This is a genomic window from Oceanicola granulosus HTCC2516, assembly GCF_000153305.1.
In the GTDB taxonomy this organism is placed as follows: Bacteria; Pseudomonadota; Alphaproteobacteria; order Rhodobacterales; family Rhodobacteraceae; genus Oceanicola; species Oceanicola granulosus.
Window position 1 is genome coordinate 117,634 of record NZ_CH724109.1, and the last position, 13,933, is coordinate 131,566.

At 70.3% G+C, this 13,933-nt stretch carries 16 protein-coding genes; 7 read left to right on the forward strand and 9 right to left on the reverse strand.

Features of this window, described 5'->3' with window-relative positions:
* Window position 1: 1 nt before the first annotated feature.
* A complete protein-coding gene (locus OG2516_RS16255) occupies window positions 2-1,018 on the reverse strand; it encodes a ribose-phosphate pyrophosphokinase (protein ID WP_007256719.1) in 1,017 nt (338 codons plus the stop codon).
* A 103-nt stretch (window positions 1,019-1,121) separates the two neighbouring features.
* On the opposite strand from OG2516_RS16255, the gene OG2516_RS16260 reads away from it, so the two are divergent.
* The gene (locus OG2516_RS16260; RefSeq protein ID WP_007256720.1) at window positions 1,122-1,724 is read left to right on the forward strand and encodes a 2-hydroxychromene-2-carboxylate isomerase; all 603 of its coding nucleotides are present in this window, start codon (window positions 1,122-1,124) and stop codon (window positions 1,722-1,724) included.
* 89 nt (window positions 1,725-1,813) lie between these two features.
* Window positions 1,814-3,028: a GAF domain-containing sensor histidine kinase gene (locus tag OG2516_RS16265; RefSeq protein WP_007256721.1), complete on the forward strand. Its 1,215-nt coding sequence runs from the start codon at window positions 1,814-1,816 to the stop codon at window positions 3,026-3,028.
* Between the two features lie 3 nt (window positions 3,029-3,031).
* On the opposite strand, the gene OG2516_RS16270 is transcribed toward OG2516_RS16265, so the two are convergent.
* The 5 genes from OG2516_RS16270 to OG2516_RS16290 form a co-directional block, all read right to left on the reverse strand.
* The gene (locus tag OG2516_RS16270; protein WP_007256722.1) at window positions 3,032-4,078 is read right to left on the reverse strand and encodes a threonine aldolase family protein; all 1,047 of its coding nucleotides are present in this window, start codon (window positions 4,076-4,078) and stop codon (window positions 3,032-3,034) included.
* Between the two features lie 4 nt (window positions 4,079-4,082).
* On the reverse strand, window positions 4,083-4,562 hold the full coding sequence (locus OG2516_RS16275; protein ID WP_040616150.1) for a YcgN family cysteine cluster protein: 480 nt from the start codon (window positions 4,560-4,562) through the stop codon (window positions 4,083-4,085).
* Entirely contained in the window at window positions 4,555-5,493 is a 939-nt protein-coding gene (locus tag OG2516_RS16280; RefSeq protein WP_007256724.1) for a bifunctional riboflavin kinase/FAD synthetase, read from the reverse strand. The genes OG2516_RS16275 and OG2516_RS16280 overlap by 8 nt, the downstream gene beginning before the upstream one ends.
* Window positions 5,494-5,538: 45 nt before the next feature.
* Window positions 5,539-6,411, reverse strand: a complete 873-nt coding sequence (locus tag OG2516_RS16285; protein WP_007256725.1) for a TIGR01459 family HAD-type hydrolase — start codon at window positions 6,409-6,411, stop codon at window positions 5,539-5,541.
* A 328-nt stretch (window positions 6,412-6,739) separates the two neighbouring features.
* Window positions 6,740-7,660 carry a manganese-dependent inorganic pyrophosphatase gene (locus tag OG2516_RS16290; protein ID WP_007256726.1) on the reverse strand — a complete coding sequence of 307 codons (921 nt, stop codon included), beginning with the start codon at window positions 7,658-7,660 and terminating at the stop codon, window positions 6,740-6,742.
* A gap of 116 nt (window positions 7,661-7,776) precedes the next feature.
* On the opposite strand from OG2516_RS16290, the gene OG2516_RS16295 reads away from it, so the two are divergent.
* The 5 genes from OG2516_RS16295 (at window position 7,777) to OG2516_RS16315 (ending at window position 10,775) form a co-directional block, all read left to right on the forward strand.
* On the forward strand, window positions 7,777-8,427 hold the full coding sequence (locus OG2516_RS16295; RefSeq protein WP_007256727.1) for a DUF2161 domain-containing phosphodiesterase: 651 nt from the start codon (window positions 7,777-7,779) through the stop codon (window positions 8,425-8,427).
* A 53-nt stretch (window positions 8,428-8,480) separates the two neighbouring features.
* A complete protein-coding gene (locus OG2516_RS16300; protein ID WP_040616152.1) occupies window positions 8,481-8,699 on the forward strand; it encodes a YdcH family protein in 219 nt (72 codons plus the stop codon).
* Between the two features lie 71 nt (window positions 8,700-8,770).
* Entirely contained in the window at window positions 8,771-9,259 is a 489-nt protein-coding gene (gene purE, locus OG2516_RS16305; protein WP_007256729.1) for a 5-(carboxyamino)imidazole ribonucleotide mutase, read from the forward strand.
* Window positions 9,252-10,322 carry a 5-(carboxyamino)imidazole ribonucleotide synthase gene (locus OG2516_RS16310; protein ID WP_007256730.1) on the forward strand — a complete coding sequence of 357 codons (1,071 nt, stop codon included), beginning with the start codon at window positions 9,252-9,254 and terminating at the stop codon, window positions 10,320-10,322. The genes purE and OG2516_RS16310 overlap by 8 nt, the downstream gene beginning before the upstream one ends.
* A 9-nt stretch (window positions 10,323-10,331) precedes the next feature.
* Window positions 10,332-10,775, forward strand: coding sequence for an NUDIX domain-containing protein (locus OG2516_RS16315; protein WP_007256731.1), 444 nt, complete (start codon window positions 10,332-10,334; stop codon window positions 10,773-10,775).
* A 10-nt stretch (window positions 10,776-10,785) separates the two neighbouring features.
* Here the strand turns inward: OG2516_RS16315 and OG2516_RS16320 are convergent, their stop codons facing one another.
* The 3 genes from OG2516_RS16320 to groES form a co-directional block, all read right to left on the reverse strand.
* Window positions 10,786-11,646, reverse strand: coding sequence for a GGDEF domain-containing protein (locus OG2516_RS16320; protein WP_007256732.1), 861 nt, complete (start codon window positions 11,644-11,646; stop codon window positions 10,786-10,788).
* 108 nt (window positions 11,647-11,754) lie between these two features.
* On the reverse strand, window positions 11,755-13,401 hold the full coding sequence (gene groL, locus OG2516_RS16325; RefSeq protein ID WP_007256733.1) for a chaperonin GroEL: 1,647 nt from the start codon (window positions 13,399-13,401) through the stop codon (window positions 11,755-11,757).
* 74 nt (window positions 13,402-13,475) lie between these two features.
* Window positions 13,476-13,787, reverse strand: coding sequence for a co-chaperone GroES (gene groES / locus OG2516_RS16330; RefSeq protein WP_007256734.1), 312 nt, complete (start codon window positions 13,785-13,787; stop codon window positions 13,476-13,478).
* Window positions 13,788-13,933: the final 146 nt, after the last annotated feature.

The window sequence follows — 13,933 nt, forward strand, 5'->3', positions numbered from 1 at the left end:
CTCAGCCGCCGGAGTAGAGGCCCTCGTAGATCGGCGTCAGGGTCTCGTGGTCAAACAGCGACGAGACGGAGGTGCCGTTCCAGATGTTGATGATCGCCTGCGCGAACATCGGCGCGGTCGGCACGATGCGGATGTTGGGGCAGCCCTTGGTCTCGGGCGTCGCCTCGATGCTGTCGGTGATGACGAGCGACTTCAGCACCGACGTCGACACCCGGTCGATCGCCGGGCCGGAGAGGACGCCGTGGGTGGTGTAGGCGTGGACCTCGGTGGCGCCGTTCTCGATCAGCACCTCGGCCGCCTTGCACAGCGTCCCGGCGGTGTCGCAGATGTCGTCGACGATGATGCAGCGCTTGCCGGTGACCTCGCCGATCACCGTCATCTCGGCCACCTCACCGGCCTTCTCGCGGCGCTTGTCGACGATGGCGAGCGGCGCGGCGATGCGCTGGGCGAGCTCGCGGGCGCGGGCCACGCCGCCGACGTCGGGCGAGACGACCATGACGTCGTCGAGATCGCCGAAATGGTGGCGGATATCGAGGGCGAAGATCGGCGAGGCGTAGAGGTTGTCGACGGGGATGTCGAAGAAGCCCTGGATCTGCGCGGCATGCAGGTCCATCGTCAGCACCCGCTCGATGCCGGACTGGGCGATCAGGTTGGCGATCAGCTTGGCCGAGATCGGGGTGCGGGCCTTGGTGCGGCGGTCCTGGCGGGCGTAGCCGAAATAGGGGATCACCGCGGTGGTGCGGGCCGCCGACGAGCGGCGCAGCGCGTCGGCGATGATCAGCAGCTCCATCAGGTTGTCGTTCGCGGGCCGCGAGGTCGGCTGGATGATGAACATGTCCTCGCCGCGCACGTTCTCGTAGACCTCGACGAAGATCTCGGCGTCGTTGAAGCGTTCGACCCGCGCATCGACGAGCCCCACGTTCATCCCGCGATGCATCGACATGCGTCGGGCGACGGCGTTGGCGAGCGGGCGGTTGGCATTCCCGGCGATGAGCTTGGGCTCGGTGATGGTGGGCACGGACGGCATCCTCTGTGGCAGCAGCGGGGTCGGAAAGTGACGTTGACACCGCCTAGCACAGACCTACGCTGGCGCAAGCATCGCCGGGCCGAGGAGTGTATCAATGGCGCATATCGATTACTATTTCTCGACCCTCTCCCCCTTCACCTACCTCGCCGGGCTGGAGCTCGAGGAGATCGCCGCGCGCCACGAGGCGACGATCACCTACAAGCCGCTCGACATCATGGCGCTGTTCATGCGCACCGGCGGCACCGCGCCCAAGGACCGCCACCCGAACCGGCAGGTCTACCGCGCGCAGGATCTCGAGCGCACCGCCAAGCGGCTGGGCGTGGACTTCAAGCTCAAGCCCGCGCACTGGCCGACCAACGGCGCCCCGGCCTCCTACGCGATCATCGCCGCGCAGCGGGCGGGGGGCGGCGACCTCGGCAAGCTGACCCACAGCATCCTGCGCGCCTGCTGGGCCGAGGATCGCAACATCGCCGACGACGACGTGGTGCGCGGCTGCCTCGAGGCCGCGGGCTTCGACGCCTCGCTCGCCGACAGCGGCCTGCTCACCGGCGCCGAGACCTACGCCGCCAACCTCGAGGAGGCGGTGACGCACGGCGCCTTCGGCTCGCCGTTCTACATCGCCACCGACACCGACCAACGCTTCTGGGGCCGCGACCGGCTGGAGGACCTCGACCTGCACCTCGCCGGCAAGCTCTGACGCGGGCGGCCGCCCGCGGCCCGATTTCCGCCGCGAATCGGTGTTAACGATCTGTTTCCGACAGACAGATTGTTGAAAGAGCCGCGCCGATGAGAACCTACCCCGTCCCGTTCAACGAAGATGCCCGGGTCACCGCCGTCCATGCCGTCCCCGGCCTGACGCGGGAGAACGAACCGCTCTTCGACGCGATCTGCACCGCCGCCGCGCGCCTCTTCGACTGTCCGATCGCGCATGTCAGCGTCGTCGAGCAGAGCCGGCAATGGTACAAGTCGGTGGTCGGCATCGAGCTATCGGAGATGCCGAAGGACAATTCCTTCTGCACCCACACGATCATGAGCGGCGAGCCCATGGTCGTCCCCGACCTGAGCCGCGATCCCCGCTTCGTCGACCACCCGATGGTCGCCGAGGGCGGGCCGCAGGCGCGGTTCTACGCCGGGGTGCCGCTGGTGCTGTCGTCGGGCTTCCGCTTCGGCAGCCTCTGCGTGCTCGACTTCGTGCCGCACGCCGCGCCGGGCGAGCGCGAGATGGCGGCGCTCACCGCGCTGGGCGAGGCCGTCGTCGCGGCGCTGGAGAAGGCGCCGGCGGCCGCCGCCGAGCCGGCCGGCGGCGCGGCGCAGGACGTCTTCCTGAGCCTCGTCGGCCACGAGCTGCGCACGCCGCTCACGATCGTGCAGGGCTGCCTGCGGATGCTCGAGGCGCGCGCGGCGGGCGACGTGGAGCGCAAGCTCGCGGGCAGCTCGATGAAGGCCGCGCTGCACCTGTCGCGGCTCGTCACGTCGATCCTGAAGTTCAGCGACGTGCGCACCGGCGAGTTGCAGCTCGACGAGGCGCCCGTCGCGCTCGGCCCGCTGCTCGAGGAGCTCTACGAGGATCACGCGCTGGCGATGGAGGAGGCGGGCAAGACCTTCCGCGCGCCGAGCTGCAGCCTCGATGCCGAGGTGCTGCTCGACGTCGAGCACATCCGCACCTGCGTCACCTCCCTGCTGCTCAACTCGGTGCTGCATGGCGGCGGCACCATCGGCACCAGCCTCGCGCTCGACGCCGACGGGCAGATCGAGCTTCGCGTGTCCGACGACGGCCGCCTCGACGAACATGTCGAGCTCGCGCGCCTCTACGAGCCCTTCACCGTCGGCGGCGACCTTTCGGAGCGCGGCACGACGGGCGGCCTCGGCCTCGGCCTGCCGCTGACGCGGCGGCTGGTGGAGCTGCATGGAGGCGAGTTCGAGGTGCTGGCCGAGGAGAGCGGCACGACCGCGATCATCCGCCTGCCGAAATGGCGGCTCGCCGCCCGCACCGCCGCCTGAGCCTCAGCGCGGCAGCAGCGCCAGGAACGCATCGACGCGCGCGTCGGTCATCGACCAGTCGCAGACAAGCCGCCCGGTCAGCGGCGTCGCATCGTCGCCCTCGAGTTCGCCGTCCATCAGGTAGTAGACCGCACCTGCCTCCCGCAGCGCCCGGTGCAGCCGGCGCGGCCAGCGCACGAACAGCATGTTCGCCGGCGTCGCGCCGAGCAGCGTGTCGCCGTGGCCGGCCTCGACAATCCCCGCCTTCAGGCGCGCCGCCGCCCGGTTCGCCCGCGCCGCGAGATCGCGCCAGAGGTCGTCGGCGAGGTAGCCCTGCATCTGCGCCGCGAGCAACCGGTGCTTCGAGAACAGATGCCCCGCGCGCTTGCGCCGCAGCTCCAGCTCCCAGCTCTGCTCGGGATCGAACAGCACGCAGGCCTCGACGCCGAGACAGCCGTTCTTCGTCCCGCCGAAGCTCACCGCGTCGATCCCGGCCTTCCAGCTCATCTCGGCGGCGCTGCAGCCGAGCACCTCCATCGCGTTGGCGAAGCGCGCCCCGTCGAGATGGGTCTTCAGCCCGTAGACCCGCGCCACGTCGGTGATCGCCGCGATCTCCTCGAGCGTGTAGACCGAGCCGCGCTCCGTCACCGAGGTGATCGAGACCGGCCCACGCTGGGGCGCGTGGACGCCGCTCGCGCGCGCGCCGAGCACGTCGGCCAGGACCTCGGCGCTCATCTTGCCGTCCTCGGAGGGCACATGCGACAGCGACGCCCCGCCGGAGGCGGCCTCGACGCCGTTGCACTCGTCCTCGGCAATGTGGCTCTCGGCAGTGCAGAAGATCGCCTCCCACGGCTGCGCGAGGGTCGCCAGCAGCAGCGTGTTCGCGGCCGTTCCGGTGGCCACGAGGTGCACCGCCGCGCGCGGCGCCTCGAAGACCTCGCGCACCCGCGCCTCGACGGCACGGGTCAGATCGTCGTTGCCGTAGCCCTTGGCATAGCCCTCGTTCGCCTCGGCCAGCGCCTCGAGGATCGCGGGATGGGCCGGGCCGGCATTGTCGGAGGCGAAGTGCATGGGATCAGGGCTCCTCGATGATGTGGTCTTCCCACTCGTCCTCGGCGACCTCGAACTCGGGCACCGTCAGCCCGCGCACCGAGACGCCGGCCGCGTGCACCGTCTCGGGCGTGCCGGAGATGAGCGGGTGCCAGTGGAACAGGTCGCGCCCCTCGTGGACCAGCCGATAGGCGCAGGTCTGCGGCAGCCAGTAGAGGTGCTCGGGGATGGTCGCCGGGGTCAGGCGGATGCAGTCGGGGACGAAATGGTGGCGGATCTCGTACTGCGCGCAGCGGCAGGAGGCGTCGTCGAGCAGGCGGCAGGCGACGCGGGTCAGCGCGACCTCGCCGCTCTCCTCGTCCTCGAGCTTGTTGAGGCAGCACTTGCCGCAGCCGTCGCACAGCGCCTCCCACTCGCGCGCGCTCATCCTGGTGAGCGGCGTGTCGCGCCAGTAGCCCTCGCGCAGCCCGTCGCGCGGGATCGGGTCGTCGTCGGCGTCAGACATGGGCGAGCAACGCGCGGGCGCGGGCGCAGTCGGCATCCATCTGCGCGACCAGCGCCTCGACGCTGTCGAACCGCTCCTCGTCGCGCAGGTACTCGATCAGCGCGACGGAGAGGTGAGTGTTGTAGAGGTCGCCGGTGAAGTCGAACAGGAAGGTCTCGCAGTTGGCGGAGTTGACGCCGAAGGTGGGCCGCACCCCGATGGAGGCGGCGCCGTCGTAGCTGCCGGCGTGCGGGCCGCCCAGCACGTCGACCTTGACCGCGTAGATGCCGAAGCGCGGCGGGTGCAGGCCCTCGATGGACATGTTCGCCGTCGGGTAGCCGAGCAGCCGGCCGCGCTGATCGCCGTGCACGACCTCGCCGTCGATCCGGTGCCAGTGGCCCAGCATCCCCGCCGCGTCCCGCGGCCGCCCCTCGCTGAGCGCGGTGCGGATGGCGGTCGACGAGATTTCCGTCTCGCCCAGCGCCAGCAGCGGCGCGACGGTGACGCCGAAGCCGAGCTCGGCCCCGAGCCGGCCCAGCGTCTCGGCGGTACCGGCCCGGCCCTTGCCGAAGTAGAAATCCTGTCCCACCACCACGTGCGCCACCCCGAGCGCGTCGGCGAGGATCTCGCGCGCGAAGGCCTCGGGGCTGAGCCCGGCCAGCGTCGGCGTGAACGGCACCTCGTAGAGCGCCTCCACCCCGAGCTTGGCGAGCCGGTTGGCGCGCGACTCCGCGTTCATCAGCCGGAACGGCGGCGAGTCGGGGGCGAAGACCTGCCGGGGATGCGGCTCGAAGGTCATCACCCCGAGCGGCACGCCCTGCTCGGCGGCGAGCGCGCGGGTGGTGTCGATCACGGCGCCGTGGCCGAGATGGACGCCGTCGAAATTGCCGATCGCCACCGCGGCGCCGCGCGCGGCAGGGTCGATGAAGGCGGTGTCGCGGAGGATGCGCATCGGGTGTCAGGTAGCGGCGGGCCGGGCCGGGCGCAAGCCGCGCCGCTAGCGCAGCTTGCCGATCGCGTAGGTCGGGGTGATCCGCTCGACGGCCAGGTAGGCCTCGAGCGCGTCCGCGTCGGGCTGGTGCTCGGTCCGTGTCTCCTCGGCGGCGAGGCCGCCGGTGATGAAGAGCGAGTCGAGATCTTCCTGCTGGGCGCCGAGGATGTCGGTCCGGATGCCGTCGCCGACGCAGATGATCCGCGGATCGCCGACCGCCCCCTCGAGGGCGGCGTGGCGGCGGCGGGCGAGATCGTAGATCGGCGGGTGCGGCTTGCCGAAATAGAGGCTCTCGCCGCCCATCTCGGTGTAGAGCTGCGCCAGCGCGCCGGCACACCATTCCCGCTCCTCGCCCCGGTCGACGACGATGTCGGGGTTGGCGCAGAGCAGCTTCAGGCCCTTCTGCTTGGCCATCAGGAAGGTGGCGCGGTACACGTCCGGATCGGCGTGCCGGTCCTCGGGGCCGCAGCAGACGATGCCTTCGGCCTCGTCGAGCGGCACGCGGGTGATCTCGAGCGGCTCGTCGACGATCCGGATCGGGTCGAAGAAGGACAGGTCGTTGTCCTCGCCGATGAAGTAGACCTTGCGCCCCACCGCGCCGCGGAACATCGCCGCGCGCGCGCTGTCGCCCGAGGTGGCGATCGCATCGTAGGCATCGTCGGGAATCTTCAGCCCGCGCACCTGCTCGCCCACCGGCCCCCGCGGCCGCGGCGCGTTGGTCACGAGGATCACCTTGCCGCCGCCGGCGCGGAACGCCTGCATCGCCGCCACCGCCTCGGGGAAGGCGTGGAGGCCGTTGTGCATGCAGCCCCAGAGATCGACGAACGCGGCGTCGTACTGGCCGGCGATGTCGGCAAAGTTGTCGATGATCCGCGTCATGGGGGCCTCCGCTGCTACCGCGGCCGGTAATGGCGGATCGCCGCCCCGAGGGCCAGCGCTATCCTGCGGCGAGGAGGGAGGGGCGCCGCCCCTCTTGGCCTGCAGGCCAATTCCCCCGGGATACTTGCAGGACAGAGGATGCCGGCACTGCCCGCCCCGAAGCAGTGCCAGCCAGCCGGAAGTCGGGGCGCGGCCACTCTGTCCACGGTCATCGGCATCCCTGCCTGTACCGTGCCGCCAAGGCTAGCGGCAGGAGGTTAAGAAAAGGTTGCCGCCTCTGTCCTGAAAATATCCCCGCCGGAGGCTTCGACGGGGATCGTGGGCCCGATCAGACGGTCAGTGCGGGGATGATCTGCTTCTTGCGGCTCATGATGCCGGGCAGGACGACGCTGTCGCCATTCACGGTCGCGCCGAAGCTCTTTTCGGCAACCCGGCGGGTCAGGTCGTTGGGCACCAGCAGCGTCGCCTCTTCCTTCAGGATGTCGACGACGAACAGCAGCACCTGGTCGACGCCATCCTCGGCGGCGACGTCGGACATCGCGCGCATCAGCGAGTCCTTGCGGTCGAGCACGGTGGCGGGGGAGGTGGTCTCGAGCACCGAGACCCGGAACGAGGTGCCGTCGGTGCTGTACTCCTTGCTGTCCATGCGCAGCAGCTCGGCGTCGGAGAAGGCGGAGACGTCGGACTTGGCGGCGAACATCTCGGCGGCATAGTCGGGGATCGAGACGCCGAGGTCGCCGGCGAGCTTCACCGCGAGCGCCTTGTCGGTCTCGGTGGTGGTGGGCGAGCGGAATTCGAGCGTGTCGGACAGGATGCAGGAGAGCGCGACGCCCTTGTAGGCGTCGGGCATGGTGGCGGCGCTGTCGCCCATCATCTGCCACATCACGGTGACGGTGCAGGCCAGCGGGCGGATGGTCACGTCGAGCGGCGTCGTGGTCTCGATGCCCCCGGTGAGCTTGTGGTGGTCGATGATGGCGCGGATGTCGGCGCCGTTGATGTTGGCGGGCAGCTCGGCGGGGTTGTTGGTGTCGACGACGACCACCGGCTGGCCGTCCTCGACGTCGTCCAGCAGGGCGGGCAGCTCGAAGCCCCAGCGCTCGGCGACGAAGGCGGCCTCGGTGTTGGGCTGGCCGAGCAGGCGCGCCTCGGCGGGCTCGCCGTGGACCTCGCTGAGGTACCAGGCCCAGATGAGCGGCGCGCCGGTGGAATCGGTGTCGGGTGCCTTGTGGCCGAAGACGAGGGTGGTCATGGGTCGGTTACCTGCTGCAAGTCGGGGATGAATCGCGGGCCTTATAGGAGCGGGGGCGGCGCTTGTCACCCGGGCCGGGCCTTGCCAAGCGGGGCCGGCGCGGCCTCTATGGGCCGATGCGCGAGGCCGATCTCTACCCGCCGATCAAGGCGCTGCTCGAGGGGCAGGGTTACGAGGTGAAGGGCGAGGTCGGCGCGGCGGACGTGGTGGCGCGGCGGGGAGAGGAGCCGGTGGTGATCGTCGAGCTGAAGCTCGGCTTCTCGCTGGCGCTGTTTCACCAGGCGGTCGAGCGGCTGGCGGTGAGCGATGCGGTCTACGTCGCCGTGCCGCGGCCGGGGCAGGTGAGCCTGCGGCGCAACCTCGCGCTGGCGCGGCGGCTGGGGCTCGGCGTGATAACGGTGCGGCCGCGCGACGGGCTGGCGGAGGTGCTGTGCGACCCGGGCGATCCGCGGCCGCCGCGGCGCTCGGCGAAGAAGGCGGCGCGGCTGCTGCGGGCCTTCGAGCGGCTGCGCGGCGACCCGAATGCCGGCGGCGCGACGCGGCACGGGCTGGTGACGGGCTACCGCCAGGACGCGCTGGCCTGCGCGCGCTTCCTGGCGGTGCACGGCGCGTCGAAGGCGGCGCTGGTGGCGCACTGGACGGAGGTGCCCGAGGCGCGGCGCATCTTGGCCGACAACCACTACGGCTGGTTCGAGCGGGTCGAGCGCGGCGTCTACGGGCTGAGCGCGGCGGGGCGCCGGGGGCTGGCGGATTACGGCGAGGGCTAGGCGCGCCGGTGCCGGGGCGCTATTGTCGCCCGGCCCCCGGAGCGAAGGCCGACATGAACACATCCGCCCCCATGGACGAGCTTGAAGTGCTGCGCGTGGAACTCGAGGTGCTGCGCCGCGAGCACCGCGACCTCGACGAGGCGATCAAGGCGCTCGAGCACCGTGCCACGGCGGACGTGCTGACCGTGCGCCGCCTGAAGAAGCGCAAGCTGGCGCTGAAGGACAAGATCGCCGTGCTCGAGGACCGCATCTTCCCCGATATCATAGCCTGACGGGCCGCGCCGATTGCACCCGGTCGCGGCGCGGATATAGTGCGCGCTCCGTCAAGCGAAGGAGAGGGCCGATGAGCGAGCCGCGCGTGGGCGTCGTGATGGGCAGCCAGTCGGACTGGCCGACCATGAAGGAGGCGGTCGGGATCCTGACCGAACTCGGCGTGGCATGCGAGACGCGCATCGTCTCGGCCCACCGGACGCCGGACCGGCTCTGGCGCTATGGCGGCGAGGCGGCGGGCCGCGGGCTGAAGGCGATCGTGGCCGGGGCCGGAGGCGCGGCGCACCTGCCGGGGATGCTGGCGAGCAAGACGCGGGTCCCGGTGATCGGGGTGCCGGTCCAGACGAAGGCGCTGGGCGGGGTGGATTCGCTCTACTCCATCGTGCAGATGCCGCGCGGTTTTCCCGTGGCCACGATGGCGATCGGCGCGGCGGGGGCGCTGAACGGCGGGCTGATGGCGGCGCAGATCGTGGCGCTGGAGGACGCGGAGCTGGCGGCGCGGATCGACGCGTGGCGGGCTGCGCTGGCGGCGTCGATCCCGGAGGAGCCGAGCGATGACTGACGCGCTGCCCCCCGGCTCGGTGATCGGTATTCTCGGCGGCGGCCAGCTGGGGCGGATGCTCGCGCTCGCCGCGGCGCGGCTGGGCCTGCGCTGTCACATCTACGAGCCCTCCGAGACGCCCCCGGCGGCGCAGGTGGCCGAGCGCTGCACGACGGCGGCGTGGGAGGATCGCGCGGCGCTCGAGGCGTTCGCGCGCGGCGTCGACGTGGTGACCTACGAGTTCGAGAACGTGCCGACCGAGGCGCTGGACGTGATCGAGGCGATCCGCCCGATCCGGCCGGGGCGGCGAGCGCTGGCGATCTCGCAGGACAGGCTCACGGAGAAGACGTTCCTGCAGGACCTCGGCCTCGCGACGGCACCATTCTCCGAGGTCGGCAGCGCCGACCAGTTGCGCACGGCGGCGGAGACGCTCGGGCTGCCGGGCATCCTGAAGACCCGGCGGTTCGGCTATGACGGCAAGGGGCAGGTGCGGCTGCGCGAGGGCGACGATCTGGCCGCTGCGTGGGCGGCGATGCAGGGCACGCCGGCGATCCTCGAGGGGTTCGTGGCGTTCTCGGCGGAGGTGTCGGTCATCGGTGCGCGCGGGGTCGACGGGGCGGTGGCCTGCTTCGATCCGGGCGAGAACGTGCACGAGGACGGCATCCTGCGCACGACGACCGTCCCGGCGCGGCTGGCGCCGTCGCTGGCGGCGGATGCGGTGCTGCTGACGGGGCGGCTCTTGAACGCGCTCGACTATGTCGGGGTGATCGGGGTGGAGCTGTTCGTCTGCGACGGTGGGCTCGTGGTCAACGAGTTCGCGCCGCGGGTGCACAATTCGGGGCACTGGACGCAGACCGGTTGCACCATCTGCCAGTTCGAGCAGCATGTCCGGGCCGTCGCGGGCTGGCCGCTGGGTGACGGGACGCGGCATTCGGACGTGGTGATGGAGAACCTGATCGGCAACGACATGGACCGGGTGCCCGAGCTCGCCGCGTCGGGGGCGGCGCTGCATCTCTATGGCAAGGCCGAGGCCCGGGCCGGGCGCAAGATGGGGCACGTGAACCGCATCGTCGGGCACGGCTGAGGCGGGGCGGTGCGGCCCATCCGCCTGTCGCTGCGCGCGGTGCTGGTGCGGGAGGGGCGGCTGCTGCTGGTCAACGCGTACCGGGGGCGCGACGACCTGTGGTGCGCGCCGGGCGGCGGTGCGGAGCCGCACCAGAGCCTGCCGGACAATCTGGCGCGCGAGGTGCACGAGGAGACGGGGCTGACGATCGCGGTCGGCGAGCTGTGCCTCGTCAACGAGTTCCATGATCCGGAGCGGGCGTTTCATCAGGTCGACCTGTACTTCCGCTGCACGATCGTCGCGGGCGCGTGCGATGGCGCGTGGCGCGATCCCGAGGGGATCGTGTCGATGCGGCGGTGGGTGACGCGGGCGGAGATCGCGGGGCTGCGGGTGAAGCCCGACAGCCTCGCGGAGGTCGCGTGGAGCGATGCACCGCGCGTGCACTACGACCCGCTGGAGCGTCTGCTGCCCTAGCGCCATTCGGCTACGCCGCGCGGAGGTCGTCGCCGTCGCCGTCGTCGCGCACGAGGCGGTCGCGACCCTGTTCCTTGGCACGAACCAAAGCGCGCTCGGCGCGGGCGAGGGTGGCGTCGATGCGGCCGCCGGGGTGGGCGGCGAGGCCGACGGAGGTGGTGATCGTGAGCCCGCTGACGGTGAGGCGCGGGGCGAGGCGCTGACGCAGGCGATCGGCGATGCGCAGGGCGATATCGGCGGGCGCGCCGGGCAGGAACACGAGGAACTCGTCGCCGCCGACGCGGGCGAGCAGGTCGTCCTGGCGGATGACGGAGGCGCAGACGCGGGCGACGTCGCGAAGCATCCTGTCGCCCTCCGCGCGGCCGTGGACCGCGTTGACCGGGCCGAAGCGGTCCAGGTCGATCAGCATCAGCCAGCCGGTCGTCGCGTCGCGCAGCAGCCGCTCGGCGCCGCGCCGGTTGAGGGCCCCGGTGAGCGGGTCGGTGTCGGTCTCGCGGCGGGAATGATCGAGGGTGCGCTGGGCGCGGGCCATCATGCGGTTGACCCGGATCATCAGGATGCCGACCTCGTCGCGATATTGTTCGGGCAGGGCGGGCATCTGGCCGGTGCGCCCCCAGCTGTCGAGCGCGCCGGCGGTGAGCAGCACCGGCTCGAGCAAGGCGCGCAGGCCGAGGAAGGAGAGCACCAGCCCGGCACAGACGGCGGCGCAAATCACCGCGATCAGGCCCGGATCAGCCCCGCCCAGGCCGCTCGGCAGCAGGTAGAGCGCGAGGCCGACGAGGGGCAGCATCTGGCCCAGGAAGGCCACGAGAAACAGCTTGGCGACGAAGCTGTCGGGGATGCTGCGCGAGAGGAGCTGATAGAGACCCATGCCGGCGACCCTACGCCCCATTCCTTAAGCCCAAGTATACGCCCCCAAAGAAAAAGGGCGCCCCGAAGGACGCCCTTTCCCGATCCACCTAGTGGTGGGTCGGCAAGATTACATCATGCCGCCCATGCCGCCCATGCCGCCCATGTCGGGGGCGCCGGCAGCGGCACCTTCCTTCTGGGGCTTGTCGGCGACCATGGCTTCGGTCGTGATCAGCAGGCCGGCGACGGAGGCCGCATCCTCGAGCGCGGTGCGCACGACCTTGGCCGGGTCGATGACGCCGAACTTGAACATGTCGCCGTACTCTTCGGTCTGGGCGTTGAAGCCGAACTTCAGGTCGTCGCTCTCGCGGATCTTGCCTGCGACGACGGAGCCGTCGACACCGGCGTTCTCGGCGATCTGGCGCAGCGGAGCCTCGAGCGCGCGGCGCACGATGGCGATGCCGGCGTTCTGGTCGCTGTTCTCGGCGGTGAGGCCCTCGAGCGACTTGGCGCCCTGGACGAGAGCGACACCACCGCCGACGACGATGCCTTCCTGGACGGCGGCGCGGGTCGCGTTGAGCGCGTCGTCGACGCGGTCCTTGCGCTCCTTCACCTCGACCTCGGTCATGCCGCCGACGCGGATGACGGCGACGCCACCGGCGAGCTTGGCGACACGCTCCTGCAGCTTCTCACGGTCGTAGTCCGAGGTGGTCTCCTCGATCTGGCCGCGGATCTGCGACACGCGGGCCTCGATCTCGGCCTTGTCGCCGTGACCGTCGACGATCGTGGTCTCGTCCTTGGTGATCGAGACGCGCTTGGCGGTGCCGAGCATGTCCATGGTCACGTTCTCGAGCTTCATGCCGAGATCTTCCGAGATCACCTGGCCGCCGGTCAGGATCGCGATGTCCTGCAGCATGGCCTTGCGGCGGTCGCCGAAGCCCGGGGCCTTGACGGCGGCGATCTTCAGGCCACCGCGCAGCTTGTTCACGACGAGCGTGGCCAGGGCTTCGCCCTCAACGTCCTCGGCGATGATCAGCAGCGGCTTCTGGGACTGGATGACCGACTCGAGCAGCGGCACCATCGGCTGCAGCGAGGAGAGCTTCTTCTCGTGCAGGAGAATCATGCAGTCGTCGAGCTCGGCGACCATCTTCTCGGTGTTGGTGACGAAGTAGGGGCTGAGGTAGCCGCGGTCGAACTGCATGCCCTCGACGACGTCGGTCTCGGTCTCGAGGCCCTTGTTCTCCTCGACGGTGATGACACCCTCGTTGCCGACCTTCTGCATCGCGTCGGCGATCTGGCGGCCGATCTCGGCTTCGCCGTTGGCGGAGATGGTGCCGACCTGGGCGACTTCGTCGGAGTTCTCGACGGTGCGGGCGGCGGCCTTGATCTGCGCGACGACCTTGGAGGTGGCGAGGTCGATGCCGCGCTTGAGGTCCATCGGGTTCATGCCGGCGGCGACGGCCTTCATGCCCTCGCGCACGATCGCCTGGGCGAGAACGGTCGCGGTGGTGGTGCCGTCACCGGCCTCGTCGTTGGTGCGGGAAGCGACTTCCTTCACCATCTGGGCGCCCATGTTCTCGAACTTGTCCTCGAGTTCGATCTCCTTGGCGACCGTCACACCGTCCTTGGTGATGCGGGGGGCGCCGAAGCTCTTGTCGATGACCACGTTGCGGCCCTTGGGGCCGAGCGTGACCTTCACCGCGTCGGCGAGGATGTTGACGCCCTTGAGCATCCGGTTGCGGGCGTCGGTCTCGAAACGTACGTCCTTAGCAGCCATGTGAGGCTCCTCCTAAGCTTGAAATTCCTGTGTCGGGACGGGGCCGGGCCCCATCACCTGCAAGCGCTGGCCGATCAGGCGGCCTGAGCGGCGGCGGCGTCTTCGATCACGCCGAGGATGTCGCTCTCTTTCATGATCAGCAGCTCTTCGCCGTCGACGGTCACCTCGGTGCCGGACCACTTGCCGAAGAGGATGCGGTCGCCTTCCTTGACGTCCATGGCGATGCGGTCGCCATCCTCGTCCTTCGCGCCGGCGCCGACAGCGATCACGAGGCCCTCGGCGGGCTTTTCCTTGGCGTTGTCGGGGATGATCAGACCGCCCTTGGTCTTCTCATCGGATTCGACGCGGCGGACCAGGACGCGGTCGTGAAGCGGTTTGAAAGCCATCTGTCGTAGCTCCTCAGTTTGACATGGTTAGCACTCGCTCGGTGTGAGTGCTAATGGCGACGAGTTAGGAAAAGCCGGGTCGTCTGTCAACAGGTCCGTGAGCGGAAAAATGTCCTCCCGAACCCCTTGTAAGACAGGCTCGCGAT